The following is an 18,311-nucleotide window of genomic DNA, read 5'->3' on the forward strand; positions in this document are numbered from 1 at the left end:
GTCATCCGTCTGTCGCGGGTGACCCCGAAAACCGGTTCTCCGGCACCCGTGCGGCCTGGCCGCGCGGGTGTAACAAAACAATACGTCTCAAATCGAGCGACTTGCTCCTGTCCGAGGGTGAATATGCCAGCCTACAAGCGCGTCCTACTGAAACTCTCCGGTGAAGCCCTCATGGGCGATGATGCCTTCGGCATCAACCGCGCCACCATCGAAGGGATGGTCAATGACATTGCCGAGATCGTGAAGCTCGGCGTCCAGGTGGCGGTCGTGATCGGCGGCGGCAATATCTTCCGCGGCGTCGCGGGCGGTGCCGCCGGCATGGATCGCGCCACGGCCGACTACATGGGCATGCTGGCCACCATGATGAATGCGCTGGCCCTGCAGGACGCCATGCGCCACGCCAATATCGAAGGCCGCGTCCAGTCCGCGCTGCGCATGGACCAGGTGGTCGAGCCCTATATCCGCCCGCGCGCCATCCGCCAGCTCGAAGAGGGCAAGGTGGTGATCTTCGCCGCCGGCACCGGCAACCCGTTTTTCACCACCGACACGGCCGCGGCGCTGCGCGGCGCGGAGATCGGCGCCGAGATCGTGCTCAAGGCGACCAAGGTGGATGGCGTGTACACGGCCGACCCGAAGAAGGACCCGAGTGCCACGCGCTACAGCACGATTTCGTTCGACGAGGCCATCTCGCGCAACCTGCAGGTCATGGACGCCACGGCTTTCGCGCTGTGCCGCGACCAGAAGCTGCCGATCAAGGTCTTCTCGATCGTCAAGCCGGGCGCGCTCAAGCGCGTGGTCCTGGGCGAGGACGAGGGTACGCTGGTCCACGTCTGATGTCTCGATGCGGGTGCCGGGCGCCAAATCTGGTGCGCGGCCCGGCAAAGGGTAGAATGGTTCATTTTCGATCCCGGATTGCCGGGATCCTGGTAGCTGATTTCCGGAGGTAATGATGAGCGTCGCCGAAACCAAGAAGAGCGTCGAGCAGAAGATGCAGAAGTCGATCGAGGCCTTCAAGGCCGATCTGGCCAAAGTCCGCACCGGCCGTGCCCACACCGGCCTGCTCGACCACGTACAGGTGGATTACTACGGTTCGATGGTACCGATCAGCCAGGTGGCGAACATCGGCCTGGGAGATGCCCGCACCATTACCGTCCAGCCTTGGGAAAAGAAGATGGTTGGCGCGGTCGAGAAGGCCATCCGCGACTGCGACCTGGGCCTGAACCCGGCCACCATGGGCGAAGTTATCCGCGTGCCGATGCCGCCGCTGACCGAAGAGCGCCGCAAGGAGCTGACAAAGGTGGTCAAGAGCGAGGCCGAAGGCGCCAAGGTGGCGGTGCGCAACCTGCGCCGCGACGCCAACGAGCAGTTCAAGAAGCTGGTCAAGGACAAGGCCATCTCCGAAGACGACGAGCGCCGCGGCCAGGACGACGTGCAGAAGCTGACCGACAAGTTCGTGGCCGAAATCGACAAGATGGTCGCCGAAAAGGAAAAGGAGATCATGACGGTCTGAGGACCGCCTGGCGCCTTGCCGCCCGGGTCTCCAGTATCGTTTGCCGCTATGCAGCACATCAGTTCTACGCTCGCCGTCCCTGACACCACCTATGTGCCCCGCCACGTTGCCATCATCATGGATGGTAACGGCCGCTGGGCGACGCAGCGCCATCTGCCGCGCGTGGCCGGTCACAGCCGCGGGCTGGACGCCGTGCGCGCCGTCGTGGAAGCCAGCGCCGCCCGCGGCGTGCAATTCCTGACACTGTTTGCGTTCAGCTCCGAGAACTGGCGCCGTCCCGCGGACGAGGTTTCGTTCCTGATGCGCCTGTTCATGACCGCTCTGCGCCGCGAAGTGGTCAAGATGCACGCAAACAATATCCGCGTGCGCGTGGTAGGGGACCTGAGCCGCTTCAGCCCGCGCATCCAGCAGCTGATCAAGGATGCCGAAGCGCGCACGGCGGGCAATAGCGGCATGACCGTAACCATCGCCGCCAACTACGGCGGCCGGTGGGACCTGCTGCAGGCCATGCGCAAGATGCTGGCCCGCGCGCCGATGCTCGACCCCGATTCGATCGACGAGTCGGTGCTGGCGCCACACCTGGTCATGTCCTATGCGCCGGAGCCGGACCTGTTCATCCGTACCGGAGGCGAACAGCGCATCAGCAATTTCCTGTTGTGGCAACTGGCCTATTCCGAGCTCTATTTCACCGACGTCTACTGGCCGGACTTCGACGCCGCCGAGCTGGACAAGGCCTTTGCCTCGTACCGCCAGCGTGAACGCCGCTTCGGCCGTACCAGCGCCCAGCTGGTTGCGCCGGGGCTGTCCGGCACTGCCTGAGCGGCAGGCCAATCCATCTTTCCACGGGACTAGCAGCGCATGCTTCTCACCCGCGTCATCACCGCCCTGTGCCTGTTGCTGCTGATTCTGCCGATCCTGTTCCTGGCGCCGCCTTCGGGGCTGGCCGGCCTCGTCGCGGTGATCGTGCTGCTCGGCGGCTGGGAGTTCGGGCGGCTGATCGGCCTGCGCGGCCCCTGGCCGTACGTCTATGCTGTGGCCTGCCTGGTGGCCCTGATCGCCTGGCATGACCTGCCGGCCCGTCATGGCCTGGACTGGCTGCTGCAGGCAGCCGTGGCCTGCTGGGGTGTTGCGCTGGTACTGCTCGCGCGCGGCGTGCGCAGGGCAACGGCGGGGTTCACGGTACTGGGCGCTATTCTCGGCCTCATCATGCTGCCGGCATTCGGACACGCGACCATGATCCTGCGTGGTGCCGGTATTGGCGTATTGCTGACGGCGGCCGTGCTGGTGTGGGCGGCCGACATCGGCGCCTATTTCGTTGGCAAGGCCATCGGGCGGCGCAAGCTCGCTCCGTCTATCAGCCCGGGCAAGTCCTGGGAGGGGGCGATGGGCGGCTGGCTGCTGGCCATGCTGATCGGCCTGAGCCTGGCGGCGACGCATGCGTTTGCGCCGACCTGGTTCTCTGTCATGGCCGACCATGGTGGCCTGGCTTTGGTCGCGCTATTGACCACGCTGCTGGTGGCCGCCAGTATCATCGGTGACCTGTTCGAATCGCTGCTCAAGCGGCAAGTCGGCATGAAGGACAGCAGCCGGCTGTTGCCGGGACATGGTGGCGTGCTGGACCGCATTGACGCCCTGGTGCCGGTGTTTCCGCTGGCGGCCTTGATGGTGACCTATTTCTGAAGCCGTTCTGTTCTGATATGCATCGAATTACCATCCTCGGCGCTACCGGCTCGATTGGTGAAAGCACGCTTGACGTGGTGCGGCGCCATGCCGACCGGTATGCCGTGCATGCCCTGACCGCGCACCGGCAGGTGCAGAAGCTGGCGGCGAGTTGCATCGAGTTCCGGCCCGCCCGCGCCGTCGTGGGAACGCCGGAAGCCGCGAAGGAGCTGGAAGGGCTGCTGCGCGCGGCCGGTGTCACGACCGAAGTCAGTCACGGCGAGGCCGCACTGGAGTCGGTCGCGAGCGACGCGCAGACAGACTCGGTCATGGCGGCGATCGTCGGCGCGGCGGGTCTGCGTCCGACCCTGGCGGCGGCCCGGGCGGGCAAGCGCGTGCTGCTTGCAAACAAGGAAGCGCTCGTCATGTCCGGGCGCATCTTCATGGACGCGGTGCGCGAACATGGTGCCACGCTGCTGCCGATCGACAGCGAGCACAACGCCATCTTCCAGTGCCTGCCGGCGAGCGATCAGCGCTATCGGGCCGGCGTGGCCAAGGTCGTGCTGACTGCGTCGGGCGGTCCGTTCCGTACGCGTGATCCGTCGACGCTGCATGACATCACCCCCGACCAGGCCTGCGCCCATCCCAACTGGGTCATGGGTCGCAAGATCTCCGTGGACTCGGCAACCATGATGAACAAGGGCCTAGAGGTGATCGAGGCCCACTGGCTGTTCGCGGCGCCGGCCGAGCATATCGAAGTGCTGATTCATCCACAAAGCATCGTGCACTCGATGGTTGCCTACCGGGACGGTTCGGTGCTCGCGCAGTTGGGGAATCCGGACATGCGCACGCCGATCGCCTATGGCCTGGCCTACCCCGAGCGGATCGATGCCGGCGTTTCCCCGTTGGACCTGGCACTGGCCGGTGCCCTGACTTTCGAGAAGCCCGACCTGGCGCGTTTCCCGTGTCTGGCGCTAGCCTTCGACGCACTGCGCGCGGGCGGCGTGGCGCCTGCGGTGCTGAACGCCGCCAATGAGGTGGCTGTCGAGGCATTCCTCGAGGGCAGCATCCGGTTTACCGACATCGCACGGGTGGTTGGCAACGTGCTGGAAAGTACACCTAACAGCGTGGCCGATTCGCTGGAAAGCGTGCTGGATGCGGACCACAGGGCGCGACAGGCAGCTCGCGCATGTCTGCAGGAACTGACAACAAGGACCCCGCGCTGACGGCGCGGTCAGTGGCATCTGCGACAATGGCAGTGCCGCGGCGGTCGACGCCCATGAAGGGGCGGCCGGCCGCGCGGCCTGGCCAACGCCAGCCCGGCCAACTTTCCTGACGACCCTGCCATGCAAACCGTAATCGCCTTTGTCGTCGCCCTCTGCGTACTGATCTTCGTGCACGAGATGGGCCACTACCTTGCCGCGCGCGCTTGCGGAGTCAAGGTGCTGCGGTTCTCGATCGGCTTCGGCCGGCCGCTGCTGCGCTGGATTTCCAAGGGAAGAGACCGCACGGAATGGACCGTCGCTGCCATTCCGCTGGGCGGCTACGTCAAGATGCTGGACGAGCGCGAGCGGGATCCCGCGCATGATGCGCCGATCGACCCGGCCGAGCTGCCGCGCGCTTTCAACCGGCAGCCCGTGGCCAAGCGCTTTGTCATTGTCGCTGCGGGGCCGCTGGCCAATTTCGCACTGGCGATCGTCCTGTACTTCGCTCTATTTGCCGGCGGAATGCGTGAGCCCGCGCCGATCCTTGCCGCCCCCGCAAGCGGGACCATGGCTGCCCAAGCGGGCGTGCGCGAAGGCGATCGGGTGCTGTCGCTGGAGGCCAACGGGCGCGAAGAAGCCGTGCGTTCCTGGAACGAGCTGCGCATGGCGGTATTCGCCGAAGGCTTTGGGGATGCGCGGGCCGTGCTGCGCGTGCGCGGTGCAGACGGCCGCGAGCGCGACCTGACGCTGGCTCGGCTGCCCAGTACCGGCAGCAATCCTGAGCTGGATCCACTTGCCGTGCTGGGCCTGTCGCTGAAGGGCGGCCCCGTGACGATCACCGAAGTCCTGCCCGGTTCCGCCGCGGAACGAGCCGGCCTGAAGCCGGGCGATCGGGTGGTGGCATGGCAGGGCGCGCCACTCACCCAGGCGACGGAGCTCATCAAGGCGGTGCGTGCACAGCCGGGCCAGCGCGTGTCGCTGGGCATCGAGCGCAGCGGCCAGCGCCTGGATATTCCGGTAACGCTCGACAGCGCGCGTCCCCGCGAGGGCGAGGCCCCGGGAACGGCGCCGGCTGGCAAGCTTGGCGCCGCGCTCAGCCAGGCGGTGCAGATGGAAACCGTGCGCTATGCGCCGGCACAGGCCCTGGCCCGCGCTGCCGGGCAAGTCTGGAGCACCAGCGTCCTTTCGCTGAAGCTGCTCGGCAAGATGCTGGTCGGACAGGCCTCGCTACAGAATCTGAGCGGCCCGCTGACCGTCGCGGACTACGCGGGACGTGCCGCCCACCTCGGGGTGCAGGCCTTCGTCAGCTTCCTGGCGCTGGTCAGCGTCAGCCTCGGCGTGCTGAATTTGTTACCTATTCCGGTTCTGGATGGGGGGCATTTGCTGTATTATTGCGTGGAATTTTTGACTGGCAGGCCCGTCCCAGACCACTGGCAGGCAATGCTGCAGAAGGTAGGCATCGCCTGCATCTTGCTCCTGACTTCGCTCGCTTTGTTCAATGACGTCAGCCGGATGTTCCTGGCCAATGGCTAGGGACAGATATCGGCAAACAGGGCGATCGTGTTGCCGACACCGTCGCCCCGGGATGCTATTGACAGGCGCAGTCCCACGAAGCATCGGAGCGCAATCCTGGATGGAATCAAAGAGGGGATCAAAGTTGATCAGACATAAGCGCATCTCGCTGGGCTTGCTCGCGAGTGCCATTATTTCGGCCTGGAGCCCGGCGGGCTGGGCCGCCGATCCGTTCGTTGTCAAGGACATCCGCGTTGAGGGCCTGCAACGCGTGGAACCGGGTACGGTCTTTGGCTACCTTCCCGTCCGCGTCGGCGAGACGTTCACCGACGACAAGGGTGCCGATGCCATCCGCGCCCTGTACAACACCGGCTTCTTCAAGGACGTGCAGATCCGCGCCGAAGACGGCGTGCTGGTCGTCCAGGTGGAAGAGCGCCCGGCCATTTCGCAGCTCGAATTCGTCGGCATCAAGGAATTCGACAAGGACACGCTGCGCCGCTCGCTGCGAGCCGTGGGCGTTGCCGAAGCGCGCTACTACGACAAGGCCCTGATCGACAAGGCCGAGCAGGAACTCAAGCGCCAGTACGTGGCCCGTGGCTATTATGCGGCCGACGTGCAGACCACGGTGACGCCGGTGGACCGCAACCGCGTGTCGGTGGTGTTCAACGTGGAAGAAGGCCCGGTCGCCAAGATCAAGCAGATCAATATCGTCGGCAACAAGGCATTCAAGGAAAGCACGCTGCGCGACGAGATGCAGCTGTCCACGCCGAACTGGCTGTCCTGGTACACCAAGAACGACCTCTACTCCAAGCAGAAGCTCACGGCTGACCTGGAAGCGCTGCGCTCGTACTACCTGAACCGCGGCTACCTGGAATTCTCCATCGAGTCGACCCAGGTGTCGATCACGCCGGACAAGAAGGACATCTACCTGACGCTGAACATCAAGGAAGGCGAGCAGTACAAGGTGTCCGATATCCGCCTGGCCGGCGAACTGCTCGGCAAGCAGGAGGAAATGGAAAAGCTGCTGCAGCTGAAGAAGGGCGATATTTTCTCGTCCGAGAAGCTGACGGCTAGCACCAAGTCCATTACCGACCTGCTCGGCACCTATGGTTATGCGTTCACCACGATCAACCCGCAGCCGCAGATCGACCAGGAAAAGCGCGAAGTCGCGCTGACGCTGATGGTCGACCCGGGCCGCCGTGTGTACGTGCGCCGCGTCAATGTGGTTGGCAACAGCAAGACCCGCGACGAAGTGGTGCGCCGTGAAATGCGCCAGATGGAAAGCTCCTGGTTCGACAGCGAAAAGCTGCAGCAGTCGCAGGCGCGTATCAACCGCACGGGCTACTTCACCGACACCAACATCACCACGGAAGACGTGCCGGGCGCGCCTGACCAGGTCGATGTGAACGTCAATGTGACCGAAAAGCCGACCGGCCAGATCAGCCTGGGCGTGGGCTTCTCGTCCACGGACAAGCTCGTGCTGCAGGCAGGCCTGCGCCAGGACAACGTGTTCGGCTCGGGCACCAGCCTGGGTCTGGACGTGAACACGGCCAAGTCTTTCCGTACCATCGCGCTGACGCAGTACGACCCGTACTTCACGGTGGACGGCATCAGCCGCTCGACCGATATCTACTACCGTACGTCCCGCCCGCTGTACTACACCGGCGACCAGGACTACAAGATCGAAACGGCCGGTGGCGGCTTCAAGTTCGGCGTGCCGTTCTCGGAAGTCGACACCGTGTTCTTCGGCATCGGCTACGAATGGACCCGTATCTCGGTCTCGCCGAATACGCCGAGCCAGTACGTGAAGTTCCTTCACGACATCAACAAGCTCCCGGCCGGACAGACCGTGGGCACGGCCTCGCCGATCAACAACTTCCCGTTCACGATCGGCTGGGCGCGTGACCGCCGTGACTCGGCGCTGGTTCCGACCAAGGGCCCCTACACCCAGGCGAACCTGGAAGTCGGGATCCCGGGCGGGGACGTGCAGTACTACCGTGCCAGCGTGCAGCAGCAGTACTTCTATCCGCTTTCGAAGGCCTTTACGCTCGCGCTTAACGGTGAAGTCGCCTATGGCCACGGCTATGGCAATACGCCGTTCCCGGTGTACAAGTACTTCTACGCCGGCGGTATCGGTTCGGTGCGCGGCTACCAGACCAGCACGCTGGGCCCGAAGGACCAGAACGGCAACCCGGTGGGTGGTGCGTCCAAGATGATCGGTAACGTGGAATTCATCTTCCCGCTGCCGGGTTCGGGCGTGGACCGCACGCTGCGCCTGTTCACCTTCTTTGACTTCGGTAACGTCTACCAGGAAGGCGCGCCGCTGTCGTTCAGCGAGCTGAAGTACTCCACCGGTTTCGGCATGTCGTGGCTGTCGCCGATCGGCCCGCTCAAGATCAGCATGGGCTTCCCGCTGAAGAAGGATGTAACCGACAAGGTTCAGCGCTTCCAGTTCCAGATTGGCACCGCGTTCTGATTCTGTAAAAGGATCTGTTTCATGAATACAAAATCTAAATTGGTCAAGACCCTGAGCGCCGCCGCCGTGGCCGCTGCGGCACTGTGCGCCGCGGCACCGGCCACGGCCCAGGAAGCCCGTATTGCCGCCGTGAATTCCGAGCGCATCCTGCGCGATTCGCAGCCCGCCAAGGCTGCGCAGGTCAAGCTGGAGCAAGAGTTCTCCAAGCGCGACCGCGAACTGCAGGACATGGCCCAGAAGATCAAGAGCATGGCCGACAAGCTGGACAAGGACACGGCCGTGCTGGCCGATTCCGACCGCCAGCGTCGTCAGCGTGAAGTCGCGGACCTGGACCGCGAGTTCCAGCGCAAGCAACGCGAGTTCCGCGAGGACCTGAACCAGCGCCGCAATGAGGAACTGGCCCAGGTGCTCGAGCGCGCCAACCGGGTGATCCGCTCGCTTGCCGAGCAGCGCAAGTACGACCTGATCGTGCAGGAAGCGGTGTATGTGAACCCGCGCATCGACATCACCGACGACGTGATGAAGGCGCTGAACGCTGGCGGCAAGTAAGCCGCTGTCCGTTTTTTTTTAGGAAGTACCGCCATGCAGACACCCACACTGGGGCAGCTCGCCACCGAGAACGGCGCGCAGGTTGTGGGTGATCCCGACCTCGCGATCGTCGGCCTGGCTCCGCTGGACCAGGCCGGTCCCGGCGAACTCTCGTTTCTCTCCAATCCGCTCTACCTTTTGCAGGCGCTGGCTTCCAAGGCAAGCGCGGTGATCGTGTCGGCACCGGACCTGGAGCGCATCCGCGCCGAAGGGCAGGCCGATGGCCGCAACTGGCTCGTGGCACGCAATCCCTATGTTTGCTTCGCCCGGATCGCGCAGCGCTTTGACAAGGCCAATAGCGACGCGCGCACGGGCATCGACCCGCGCGCCAGTATTGCCCAGGGCGTTACCGTTCCGGCTTCGTGCTTTATCGGGCCGAACGTGGTCATCGAATCCGGGGCGCGCATTGGCGAGCGCGTGCGTATCCTGGCCAACAGCTTCGTCGGCGCCAACGCGGAGATCGGCGACGATTCGCTGATCTACGCCAACGTCTCGATCTACCACCATTGCGTGGTCGGCGCGCGCGCGATCCTGCACAGCGGCGTCGTGATCGGTGCCGATGGGTTCGGCTTTGCGCCGGACATCGGTCCCGCCGGCGTCGAGTACGTGAAGATTCCGCAAACCGGCCGGGCAGTACTTGGCAACGATGTCGAAGTCGGCGCCAATACCGCTATCGACCGCGGCGCGATGGCCGATACCGTGATCGAAGACGGCTGCAAGATCGACAACCAGGTCCAGATCGCGCACAACGTGCGGGTCGGCGCGCATACGGTGATTGCAGGCTGTGCCGCGGTCTCGGGCAGCACGCGCATCGGGCGCTTCTGCGTGATCGGCGGTGCCGCGAATTTCTCGGGGCACCTGACGATTGCCGATCGCACCACGGTGTCGGGCGGGACCTCGATCACCAAATCCATTACCAAGCCCGGTGGCCACTTCACCAGCGTGTTCCCGTTCCTGCCGCATGGCGAATGGGAACGCAACGCCGCGATCGTGCGTGGCCTGACCAGGCTGCGTGAACGCGTCATGCAACTGGAGCGCCGCCTGCGCGGCCAGTCAGCCGGGACCCAAACCTCACAAGACTAAGAGAATCATCATGATCGCCGCCGAAATCGACATCCGCCAGATCCTCAAGCTGTTGCCGCATCGCTATCCGATGCTGCTGGTGGACCGCGTGCTGGAATTCGAACCGCAGAAGCGGATCAAGACGCTGAAGAACGTCACTATCAACGAGCCGTTCTTCCAGGGGCATTTTCCCGAGCAGCCGGTGATGCCCGGCGTGATGATCCTGGAAGCGCTGGCGCAGTCGGCCGGCCTGCTGACCTTTGGCGCCGACATGGAGCGCAAGGAAGGCGCGCTGTACTACTTTGTGGGCATCGACGGCGCGCGCTTCAAGCAGGTCGTCTACCCGGGCGACCAGCTGCATATGAACGTGACCGTGGAACGCTATATCCGCGGCATCTGGAAGTTCAAGGCGTTCGCCACGGTGGACGAGAAGGTGGCATGCGAGGCGGAGCTGATGTGCACCGTCAAGCAGGCTGACGCCTGAGTCCACCCGCCCGCGGCAGGTCCGCGGGCACGGCGGCTATCTGCCGCCACGCCTGGGCCGGGGCGGCCCCGCTCCCGGCCCCCAGACACCAGACCAACAGGACAGGACGTATGACGCAAATCCATCCCACCGCACTGGTCGACCCGAAAGCAGAACTTGCGGCCGACGTGACCGTTGGCCCGTTTTCCATTGTCGGCCCGAATGTGCGGATCGGCAGCGGCACCAAGATTGGCGCACACTCCACGGTGGAGGGCCATACCACGGTCGGCGAGGGCAATAATATCGGGCCCTACGCATCGGTGGGCGGCGTGCCGCAGGACATGAAGTACCGCAACGAGCCGACACGACTCGACATCGGCGATCGCAACACGATCCGTGAATTCACCACGATCCACACCGGCACGGTGCAGGACCGCGGCGTGACCACGATCGGCAGCGACAACTGGATCATGGCCTACGTGCACATCGCGCATGACTGCACGGTGGGCAACCACACGGTGTTCTCCAGCAACGCACAGATCGCCGGCCACGTGGAAGTGGGCGACTGGGCCATTCTTGGCGGCATGAGCGGCGTGCACCAGTTCGTGCGCATCGGTGCCCATGCCATGCTGGGCGGCGCGTCGGCCCTGGTGCAGGACGTGCCCCCGTTTGTGATCGCGGCCAGCGACAAGAGCGGCAACAAGGCCACGCCGCACGGCATCAATGTGGAAGGCCTGCGCCGCCGCGGCTTCGACGCCGCGCAGATTGCAGCGCTGCGCCAGGCTTACAAGCTGCTGTACAAGTCGGATCTCAGCTTCGACGACGCGCGCAATGAAATCGGCGGCCTGCTGGCCCAGGCCGACGCGAGCGCCGCCGAACCGCTGCGGGCGTTCCTCGACTTCATTGCCGCGACCCAGCGCGGCATCGTACGCTGAGACTGGCCCGGACATGGTCGACGCCGCGATTCGGGGCTCGCTGCCCGCCGGTACCGGAACCAATGCCAGTCAGCGTGGCACCATTGCCATGGTGGCTGGCGAAGCATCGGGCGACCTGCTGGCATCGTTGATGCTGGGCGGACTCAAGGCCCGGCTGGGCGATACGGTCAGCTATGCCGGCATTGGCGGCAAGCGCATGATGTCGGAGGGCTTTGTTTCGCACTGGCCGATGGAGACGCTGTCGGTCAATGGATACGTCGAGGTTCTGGGTTCGCTGCGCGAGATCCTGGCGACGCGCCGCGCCGTCCGTGATTCGCTGCTGGCGAATCCGCCGATGTGTTTCATCGGCGTGGACGCGCCGGACTTCAATTTCGGGCTCGAGGTGCCGCTGCGCCGTGCCGGGATTCCGGTGGTCCATTTTGTCAGTCCGTCGATCTGGGCATGGCGGGGCGGGCGCATCCGCACCATCGCGCGCGCGGTCGACCATATTCTCTGCCTGTTTCCGTTCGAGCCCGAGATCTATGCCAAGGCTGGCATCCCGGCCACCTATGTCGGCCATCCGCTGGCCGACGTGATTCCGATGGTGCCCGATATCGCAGGCGCGCGCGCGGCATTGGGCCTGCCGGGCGGCCACCGTGTGGTAGCGGTGCTGCCGGGCAGCCGGCAGTCCGAGGTGCGCAATCTCGGTGCCACATTCTTTGCCGCCATGGCACGGATGCAGCGCATGGACCCGAACCTGGCATTCGTGCTTCCGGCGGCGAGCGCCCCGTTGCGTGCCATCGTGGAGAGCCTGCACCAGCAGTACCCGGAGCTTCGGCTGACGATTGTCGACGGCAACTCGCACCTGGCCATGGAGGCGGCTGATGTGGTGCTGCTGGCCAGCGGTACCGCGACGCTGGAAGCTGCGCTCTACAAGAAACCCATGGTGATCTCGTACAAGGTGCCCTGGCTTACCGCGCAGATCATGAAGCGACAAGGCTACCTGCCTTACGTGGGCTTGCCCAATATCCTGTCCGGGCGCTTTGTCGTGCCCGAGCTGCTGCAGGACGACGCCACGCCTGAAGCGCTGGCGCGCGAGACGCTGCTGCAGCTCAATGACCAGGGCAATATCTCCTTCCTGTACGAACACTTCACGCGCATGCATGAGACGCTCAAGTGCAATACGGCGCAGATTGCCGCCGACGTGGTGATCGACCTGGTGCGCGCAAGGGGGCTGCTCTGATGGCTCGCAGCAAATCGCCGTCGCCGCAGATGGGGCTTGACCTTGCGCCGGCCGCGGCCAGCGTTCAGTTCCTGTGCGGCGTGGATGAAGCCGGCCGGGGACCGCTGGCGGGGCCGGTGTACGCTGCGGCGGTGGTTTTCGATCCGGGCAAGCCGATGATTCGCGGGCTCGCGGATTCGAAGGTCCTTACCGCGAACAAGCGCGAAGAGCTCTACGACAAGATCTGCGAGCGTGCGCTGGGCTGGCATATCGCCTTCGCCACCGTGGAGGAAATCGATACGCTGAACATCCTGCATGCATCCATGCTGGCGATGCAGCGCGCGGTGCAGGGGCTGGCAGAGAAGGGCATTATCCCGGACCTGGTCCAGGTGGACGGCAACCGCTGCCCGCAGGTGCCGTTCCCGGTCGAGGCGGTGGTCAAGGGCGATGCGCTGGTCAAGGCGATCTCGGCGGCGTCTATCCTGGCGAAAGTCGCGCGGGACCGTGAGCTGCTGGTCCTGCATGATGCCTATCCGCAGTACGGCTTCGATGCCCACGTGGGCTACGCGACACCACAGCACCTGGCGGCGCTCGCACAATTCGGCGCCACGCCGCACCATCGTCGTTCTTTCGCACCCGTGCGCGAGGCATTGGCCCGCGGCCCGGTGGCCTTCTGAGCGCGGCGCGCTCAACGAGACACTCACCTGTGAAGCACGTCACTTCGCGCGACAACGCGCTGTTCAAACATCTCAAGGCCCTCGCCACGTCGACGCACCAGCGCCGCAAGGCAGGGCAGTCGCTGCTGGATGGCGTGCACCTCGCGCAGGCCTATGTCGCGGCGCTGGGGCAGCCGGTCAGCTGCGTGGTCTCGGAGCGCCACTACGACCATGCCGAAGTGGCGCCGTTGCTGGCGGGGATCGACAGCCAGCGGGTCGTGGTGCTGGCCGACGCGCTGTTCGTGCAGATCAGCGGCGTGGCCAACGGCATCGACCTGATGCTGGTGATCGAGACGCCGGCCGGGCATCTGCCGGCGCGCATCGAGGAAGACTGCATCATCCTTGACGGCCTGCAGGATGCCGGCAATGTCGGGTCGATCCTGCGCAGCGCGGCGGCGGCTGGTATCCGTCACGCCTTCCTGGGCACCGGCTGCGCGTTCGCGTGGTCGATCAAGACGCTGCGCGCCGGCATGGGCGCCAACTTCCACCTGAATATCGTCGAGCATTGCACCATCGACATGCTGGCGCCGCGGCTGGCAGTGCCGCTGCTGGCGACATCGTCGCATGCCGATGCGGCGGTGTTCGATACCGACCTGCGCCAGCCGGTCGCATGGATCGTCGGCAACGAGGGCGCAGGCGTCAGTGCGGCATGGATGGAGCGCGTGGAACGCACCGTCGGCATCCCGCAGCCTGGCGGCCTGGAATCGCTGAACGTGGCTGCCGCCACCGCGATCTGCCTGTTCGAGGCAGTGCGGCAGCGGCGCGCGAAGCTGTAGCCGTAGCGCCGTTCAGTAGTTGTCGCGGTCGACCTTGATTTCCTGCAGGATGGTCGTGGCGATTTCCTCGATCGACTTGTGCGTCGACGACAGCCACTTGATGCCTTCCCGCCGCATCATGGCTTCGGCCTCATTGACCTCATAGCGGCAGTTCTCGATCGCGGCGTACTTGCTGCCCGGGCGGCGCTCATTGCGGATTTCCGTCAGGCGCTGCGGGTCGATGGAAAGACCGAAGATCTTGCTCTTGTAGTCGTACAGGGCCCTGGGCAGCTTGCCGCGCTCGAAGTCGTCGGGAATCAGCGGATAGTTCGCCGCTTTCAGGCCGTACTGCATGGCCAGGTAGAGGCTGGTTGGCGTCTTGCCGCTGCGCGACACGCCGACGAGGATCACATCGGCCTCTTCGAGGTTCTTGTGTGACTGGCCGTCATCATGCGCGAGCGAGAAATTGATGGCCTCGATGCGGTTCTTGTAGGCCTCGGTATCCGCATTCTGGTGAAAGCGGCCGATCGCATGCGTCGACTTGAGTCCGAGTTCCTTTTCCAGCGGCTCGATGAAGGTCTGGAACATGTCCAGGATCATCGCCTTGGCGCGGCGCAGTGCCTTGTTCGCTTCCTGGTTGACGAGCGTGGTGAAGACGATGGGCGGCACGCCCTCCGCGTGGAACGCTTCATTGATTTTGCCAACGGCGATATGTGCCTTTTCCGCGGTGTCGACGAATGGCATGCGCACCTTGCGGAAACGCATTTCAAATTGCGCCAGGATCGAATGGCTGAAGGTTTCGGCTGTAATGCCGGTGCCGTCCGAGACAATAAAGACCGTGCGGGTGGCGGGGCGGTCGCTCGTGGCGGCTTGGGGAGGCTGCGGCGTTGCACCGGCATTGGCCGGCTGGGCGCCGTCCGGCGCGACTGGCTCAGACATGGGCGAGCAGAATAAATAGATTCAATGTTCCGCAGAAAAGTGCGGCGCAGCACGGTAGAATAGCGGCGATCTTTTCGCTAAGCAATTCTGTAGGCGTTTGCCTTTGCGGCTATCCCGGCCGGAATTGTCGACAATGTGCGCTGCGAGACGACAGCCACAAAACACAATTCCCCTGAATTCTGCGGGGTTGTTTAGCCAAGCGATCCGTTCGGGAACAGAACAACAAGAACATACCGGACACCCGCGCCAGATTTCTTACTTTGTTTTGAGGCTTTCATGACTAACCAGGCAAATAACGGCGCCTACGTGCAGCCGTTCGAGCAGTTGCGCATGTCGGATGTGGAAACGGTTGGCGGCAAGAATTCGTCGCTGGGCGAGATGATCTCCCAGCTGGCCGGAGCCGGCGTCCGTGTCCCCGGTGGTTTTGCCACCACCGCGCTCGCATTCCGCGACTTCCTCGCCCACAACGACCTGACCGCCCGCATTTCCGAGCGCCTGAAGACCCTGAACGTCGATGACGTGAAGGCCCTGGCCGAGGCTGGTGCCGAGATCCGCCGCTGGGTGGTCGAGGCGCCGTTCCAGCCGCGCCTGGAACAGGAAATCCGCGAGTTCTACGCGCGCGCCGCCGAGCGCGAAGGCGCCGAGGCATCGTTCGCCGTGCGTTCGTCCGCGACCGCCGAAGACCTGCCCGACGCGTCATTTGCCGGCCAGCAGGAGTCCTACCTGAACGTGAGCGGCATCGACGACGTGCTCGACAAGATCAAGCACGTGTTCGCCTCGCTGTACAACGACCGCGCCATCTCCTACCGCGTGCACAAGGGCTTCGCCCATGACGTGGTGGCACTGTCGGCCGGCGTGCAGCGCATGGTCCGTTCGGACCTGGCGGCGTCGGGCGTGATGTTCACCATCGACACCGAATCGGGCTTCCCGGACGTGGTCTTCATCACCTCGAGCTATGGCCTGGGCGAAACGGTGGTGCAGGGCGCCGTGAACCCGGACGAGTTCTACGTCTTCAAGCCGACGCTGCAGGCCGGCAAGTACCCGATCATCCGCCGCTCGATCGGCTCCAAGCTGATCAAGATGGAATTCACCAAGCCGGGCGAAGCCGGCCGCGTGAAGACCGTGGACGTTCCCGCCGAACTGCGCAACCGCTACTCGATCACCGATGCCGACGTGTCGGAACTGGCCAAGTACGCCATGATCATCGAGAGGCACTATGGCCGCCCGATGGATATCGAGTGGGGCAAGGACGGCAAGGACGGCAAGATCTACATCTTGCAGGCCCGCCCGGAAACCGTGAAGAGCCAGTCGGCCGGCAAGGCCGAGCAGCGCTTCAAGCTCAAGGGCACCGCTCCGGTCCTGACCAGCGGTCGCGCCATTGGCCAGAAGATCGGTACCGGCCCGGTGCGCGTCATCAACGACCCGTCCGAAATGGAACGCGTGCAGCCCGGCGACGTGCTGGTGGCCGACATGACCGACCCGAACTGGGAGCCGGTGATGAAGCGCGCCTCGGCCATTGTCACGAACCGTGGCGGCCGTACCTGCCACGCGGCCATCATCGCGCGTGAACTGGGCGTGCCGGCCGTGGTCGGCTGCGGCGATGCGACCGACATCCTGAAGGATGGCACCCTGGTGACCGTGTCGTGCGCCGAGGGCGACGAAGGCCGCATCTATGACGGCCTGCTGGAAACCGAAGTGACCGAAGTCCAGCGTGGCGAAATGCCCGAGATCGACGTCAAGCTGATGATGAACGTCGGCAACCCGCAGCTGGCATTCGACTTCGCGCAGATCCCGAACTGCGGCGTGGGCCTGGCCCGCCTGGAGTTCATCATCAACAACAACATCGGCGTTCACCCGAAGGCCATCCTCGACTATCCGCAGGTCGATGCCGACCTGAAGAAGGCCGTGGAAAGCGTCGCGCGTGGCCACGCCAGCCCGCGCGCCTTCTACGTCGACAAGCTGGCCGAGGGTATCGCCACCATCGGCGCGGCCTTCTATCCGAAGCCCGTGATCGTGCGCCTGTCGGACTTCAAGTCCAACGAGTACAAGAAGCTGATCGGCGGTTCGCGCTACGAGCCGGATGAAGAAAACCCGATGCTGGGCTTCCGTGGCGCCTCGCGCTACATCGCCGACGACTTCGCCGAAGCGTTCGAGATGGAATGCCTGGCCATGAAGCGCGTGCGCGACGAGATGGGCCTGACCAACGTCGAGATCATGGTGCCGTTCGTGCGGACCCTGGGCCAGGCCGAGAAGGTCATCGAACTGCTGGGCAAGCACGGCCTGAAGCGCGGCGAGAACGGCCTGCGCATCATCATGATGTGCGAAGTCCCGTCGAACGCCATTCTGGCCGAAGAGTTCCTGCAGTACTTCGACGGCTTCTCGATCGGCTCGAACGACCTGACCCAGCTGACGCTGGGCCTGGACCGCGACTCCGGCATGGAGCTGCTGGCCAAGGACTTCGACGAGCGCGATCCGGCCGTGCGCTTCATGCTGTCGCGCGCCATCACCACGGCCAACCGCCTGGGCAAGTACGTCGGCATCTGCGGCCAGGGTCCTTCGGATCATCCGGACTTCGCGCTCTGGCTGGCCAAGGAAGGCATCAAGTCGATCTCGCTGAACCCGGATTCGGTGGTCGAGACCTGGCAACAACTGGCGTCGTGATGTATTTGGCGTCACAATAACGAGGACTGCCGGCGCCGCGATGCGCCGGGTAGCACCGGCCCTGCGGGCAGGTGTGATCAAAGGCCCCCGCAGGCGCCGTTGGCGTTGCGGGGGTTTTTCTTTGCCCTTCGCATTGAACGATGGTCGCCGGGCCAGGCCCGGGGGGGACAGAATAGATGGCGCCGCAATACATGTGGTTCGTGGCTGTGACCGTGCTCGTGATCGCCGAGCTGGCTACCGGAACGTTCTATCTGCTGATGGTGGCGCTCGGGCTGGCCGCGGGCGGCGTGGCGGCGCTGTCGGGGCTGGAGCCGCCGGCGCAGACGCTGGTCGCGGCGCTGGTCGCCGTTGTCGCCATCGTCCTGCTGCGCCGCACGCGCTTTGGCCGGCTGCGCCGCGGCAGCGCGGCGGCCGATCCCGACGTCAACCTCGACATCGGCCAGGAGCTCGAAGTGCCGGCGTGGGACACCTACCGCCGCGCGCGCGTGCCGTACCGCGGCGCGGACTGGACCGTCGAGCTTGCTCCCGGCGCCGATGCCGCGCCCGGGCGCTTCCGCATTGTCGAGGTCCGCGGCTCGACGCTGATCGTCCTGCCGCGCTGATTCCCGTTGTTGCCGCGCCCAGGCGGC

The 18,311-nt window shown here is 64.7% G+C and carries 17 protein-coding genes; 16 read left to right on the forward strand and 1 reads right to left on the reverse strand.

All coding sequences use genetic code 11. From position 1 onward, the window contains the following. Nucleotides 1-123 precede the first annotated feature (123 nt). From pyrH to AC3FNH_RS13865, 14 genes are all read left to right on the forward strand, one after another. Entirely contained in the window at nt 124-834 is a 711-nt protein-coding gene (gene pyrH, locus AC3FNH_RS13800; RefSeq protein ID WP_276100344.1) for a UMP kinase, read from the forward strand. A 115-nt stretch (nt 835-949) separates the two neighbouring features. Further along, a complete protein-coding gene (gene frr, locus AC3FNH_RS13805) occupies nt 950-1,510 on the forward strand; it encodes a ribosome recycling factor (protein WP_276100346.1) in 561 nt (186 codons plus the stop codon). Between the two features lie 48 nt (nt 1,511-1,558). Further along, a complete protein-coding gene (gene uppS / locus AC3FNH_RS13810; RefSeq protein WP_276100347.1) occupies nt 1,559-2,329 on the forward strand; it encodes an undecaprenyl pyrophosphate synthase in 771 nt (256 codons plus the stop codon). A 39-nt stretch (nt 2,330-2,368) separates the two neighbouring features. Continuing rightward, a complete protein-coding gene (locus AC3FNH_RS13815; protein ID WP_488720431.1) occupies nt 2,369-3,190 on the forward strand; it encodes a phosphatidate cytidylyltransferase in 822 nt (273 codons plus the stop codon). A gap of 17 nt (nt 3,191-3,207) precedes the next feature. Next, nucleotides 3,208-4,395, forward strand: a complete 1,188-nt coding sequence (gene ispC / locus AC3FNH_RS13820) for a 1-deoxy-D-xylulose-5-phosphate reductoisomerase (RefSeq protein WP_488720432.1) — start codon at nt 3,208-3,210, stop codon at nt 4,393-4,395. A gap of 120 nt (nt 4,396-4,515) precedes the next feature. Beyond that, a complete protein-coding gene (rseP, locus tag AC3FNH_RS13825) occupies nt 4,516-5,907 on the forward strand; it encodes an RIP metalloprotease RseP (RefSeq protein WP_488720433.1) in 1,392 nt (463 codons plus the stop codon). Nucleotides 5,908-6,007: 100 nt separating this feature from the next. Further along, nucleotides 6,008-8,362 carry an outer membrane protein assembly factor BamA gene (gene bamA, locus AC3FNH_RS13830; protein WP_276100352.1) on the forward strand — a complete coding sequence of 785 codons (2,355 nt, stop codon included), beginning with the start codon at nt 6,008-6,010 and terminating at the stop codon, nt 8,360-8,362. A 21-nt stretch (nt 8,363-8,383) separates the two neighbouring features. Next, on the forward strand, nt 8,384-8,911 hold the full coding sequence (locus AC3FNH_RS13835) for an OmpH/Skp family outer membrane protein (protein ID WP_276100353.1): 528 nt from the start codon (nt 8,384-8,386) through the stop codon (nt 8,909-8,911). 33 nt (nt 8,912-8,944) lie between these two features. Continuing rightward, entirely contained in the window at nt 8,945-10,033 is a 1,089-nt protein-coding gene (gene lpxD / locus AC3FNH_RS13840; RefSeq protein ID WP_488720434.1) for a UDP-3-O-(3-hydroxymyristoyl)glucosamine N-acyltransferase, read from the forward strand. Between the two features lie 10 nt (nt 10,034-10,043). After that, nucleotides 10,044-10,496 (forward strand): 3-hydroxyacyl-ACP dehydratase FabZ, encoded by a 453-nt coding sequence (gene fabZ / locus AC3FNH_RS13845; RefSeq protein ID WP_276100356.1) that lies wholly within the window; start codon nt 10,044-10,046, stop codon nt 10,494-10,496. 110 nt (nt 10,497-10,606) lie between these two features. Continuing rightward, on the forward strand, nt 10,607-11,410 hold the full coding sequence (gene lpxA, locus AC3FNH_RS13850) for an acyl-ACP--UDP-N-acetylglucosamine O-acyltransferase (RefSeq protein WP_488720435.1): 804 nt from the start codon (nt 10,607-10,609) through the stop codon (nt 11,408-11,410). A gap of 13 nt (nt 11,411-11,423) precedes the next feature. Then, the gene (gene lpxB, locus AC3FNH_RS13855; RefSeq protein WP_488720436.1) at nt 11,424-12,632 is read left to right on the forward strand and encodes a lipid-A-disaccharide synthase; all 1,209 of its coding nucleotides are present in this window, start codon (nt 11,424-11,426) and stop codon (nt 12,630-12,632) included. Further along, nucleotides 12,632-13,288: a ribonuclease HII gene (gene rnhB, locus AC3FNH_RS13860; RefSeq protein WP_276100359.1), complete on the forward strand. Its 657-nt coding sequence runs from the start codon at nt 12,632-12,634 to the stop codon at nt 13,286-13,288. Before lpxB ends, rnhB begins: the two co-directional genes overlap by 1 nt. Before the next feature lie 29 nt (nt 13,289-13,317). Next, nucleotides 13,318-14,103: a TrmH family RNA methyltransferase gene (locus AC3FNH_RS13865; RefSeq protein WP_488720437.1), complete on the forward strand. Its 786-nt coding sequence runs from the start codon at nt 13,318-13,320 to the stop codon at nt 14,101-14,103. Nucleotides 14,104-14,115: 12 nt separating this feature from the next. Here AC3FNH_RS13865 and ppsR read toward each other — a convergent pair whose 3' ends face one another. Continuing rightward, nucleotides 14,116-15,021, reverse strand: coding sequence for a posphoenolpyruvate synthetase regulatory kinase/phosphorylase PpsR (gene ppsR / locus AC3FNH_RS13870; RefSeq protein WP_276100361.1), 906 nt, complete (start codon nt 15,019-15,021; stop codon nt 14,116-14,118). 276 nt (nt 15,022-15,297) lie between these two features. Between ppsR and ppsA the strand changes: the two genes are divergently transcribed. Together ppsA and AC3FNH_RS13880 are read left to right on the forward strand one after the other, a co-directional pair. Further along, complete coding sequence (gene ppsA / locus AC3FNH_RS13875; RefSeq protein WP_488720438.1) at nt 15,298-17,682, forward strand: phosphoenolpyruvate synthase; 2,385 nt, start codon at nt 15,298-15,300, stop codon at nt 17,680-17,682. Between the two features lie 176 nt (nt 17,683-17,858). Next, a complete protein-coding gene (locus tag AC3FNH_RS13880; protein WP_488720439.1) occupies nt 17,859-18,284 on the forward strand; it encodes an NfeD family protein in 426 nt (141 codons plus the stop codon). Nucleotides 18,285-18,311 lie beyond the last annotated feature (27 nt).

It is taken from the genome of Cupriavidus sp. 22TCCZM01-5 (assembly GCF_057798915.1).

Excerpts from the sequence above, each read along its gene's own strand:
- pyrH (WP_276100344.1), top strand. The coding sequence starts at position 124 with ATGCCAGCCTACAAGCGCGTCCTACTGAAACTCTCCGGTGAAGCCCTC.
- frr (WP_276100346.1), top strand. The coding sequence starts at position 950 with ATGAGCGTCGCCGAAACCAAGAAGAGCGTCGAGCAGAAGATGCAGAAG.
- uppS (WP_276100347.1), top strand. The coding sequence starts at position 1,559 with ATGCAGCACATCAGTTCTACGCTCGCCGTCCCTGACACCACCTATGTG.
- AC3FNH_RS13815 (WP_488720431.1), top strand. The coding sequence starts at position 2,369 with ATGCTTCTCACCCGCGTCATCACCGCCCTGTGCCTGTTGCTGCTGATT.
- ispC (WP_488720432.1), top strand. The coding sequence starts at position 3,208 with ATGCATCGAATTACCATCCTCGGCGCTACCGGCTCGATTGGTGAAAGC.
- rseP (WP_488720433.1), top strand. The coding sequence starts at position 4,516 with ATGCAAACCGTAATCGCCTTTGTCGTCGCCCTCTGCGTACTGATCTTC.
- bamA (WP_276100352.1), top strand. The coding sequence starts at position 6,008 with ATGGAATCAAAGAGGGGATCAAAGTTGATCAGACATAAGCGCATCTCG.
- AC3FNH_RS13835 (WP_276100353.1), top strand. The coding sequence starts at position 8,384 with ATGAATACAAAATCTAAATTGGTCAAGACCCTGAGCGCCGCCGCCGTG.
- lpxD (WP_488720434.1), top strand. The coding sequence starts at position 8,945 with ATGCAGACACCCACACTGGGGCAGCTCGCCACCGAGAACGGCGCGCAG.
- fabZ (WP_276100356.1), top strand. The coding sequence starts at position 10,044 with ATGATCGCCGCCGAAATCGACATCCGCCAGATCCTCAAGCTGTTGCCG.
- lpxA (WP_488720435.1), top strand. The coding sequence starts at position 10,607 with ATGACGCAAATCCATCCCACCGCACTGGTCGACCCGAAAGCAGAACTT.
- lpxB (WP_488720436.1), top strand. The coding sequence starts at position 11,424 with ATGGTCGACGCCGCGATTCGGGGCTCGCTGCCCGCCGGTACCGGAACC.
- rnhB (WP_276100359.1), top strand. The coding sequence starts at position 12,632 with ATGGCTCGCAGCAAATCGCCGTCGCCGCAGATGGGGCTTGACCTTGCG.
- ppsR (WP_276100361.1), bottom strand. The coding sequence starts at position 15,021 with ATGTCTGAGCCAGTCGCGCCGGACGGCGCCCAGCCGGCCAATGCCGGT.
- ppsA (WP_488720438.1), top strand. The coding sequence starts at position 15,298 with ATGACTAACCAGGCAAATAACGGCGCCTACGTGCAGCCGTTCGAGCAG.
- AC3FNH_RS13880 (WP_488720439.1), top strand. The coding sequence starts at position 17,859 with ATGGCGCCGCAATACATGTGGTTCGTGGCTGTGACCGTGCTCGTGATC.